Source organism: Methylolobus aquaticus, from assembly GCF_054172105.1.
Map to the genome: position 1 here is coordinate 1 of NZ_JBSYXP010000058.1, position 498 is coordinate 498.

The window sequence follows — 498 nt, forward strand, 5'->3', positions numbered from 1 at the left end:
GAGCATGGCCCCCCAGAAGGCGGCTTCTTGGCGCAGGGCTGCGCTGGCAGCGTAGATTTCGAGGTGCCGGGCCCAGGTCTGGAACGAGGCGGTCTTCGGCGGCAGCACGATCGGCTGTCCCGCCACCCGCTGGCGGTAGGCGGTGTGGAGATCCTCCAGCAGGATCCGCCACGACACCCCGTCCACCACCAGGTGGTGGATCACCAGCAGCAGCCGCGCGCTGCCGTCCGCCACCGGCATATACACCGCCCGCAGCACGGGGCCTTGCGCCAGATCGAGGCTGCGTTGTGCCGCCTCGGCCTCGGCTGCGAGCGCCGCCCGGTCGGCGACCGGGCGGTGCCACAGCAGCTCGGCGGCCGGCTCGGGCTCGGCGTACGCCTGCTGCCACACCCCGTCGACCTGTCGGTAGCGCAGCCGCAGACTGTCGTGCTGCGCCAGCAGCGCGCGCAGCGCTGCTGCCAGTGCGTCGGTGTCGAGTGGTCCAGGGCTCGCCAGCAG

Annotated in this window: 1 protein-coding gene; it reads right to left on the reverse strand. The window is 72.7% G+C overall.

What is annotated here, in order from left to right; translation table 11 throughout:
* The coding region (locus ACW73L_RS22165) for a condensation domain-containing protein (RefSeq protein ID WP_498924711.1) at window positions 1-498 on the reverse strand (498 nt) is incomplete at both ends.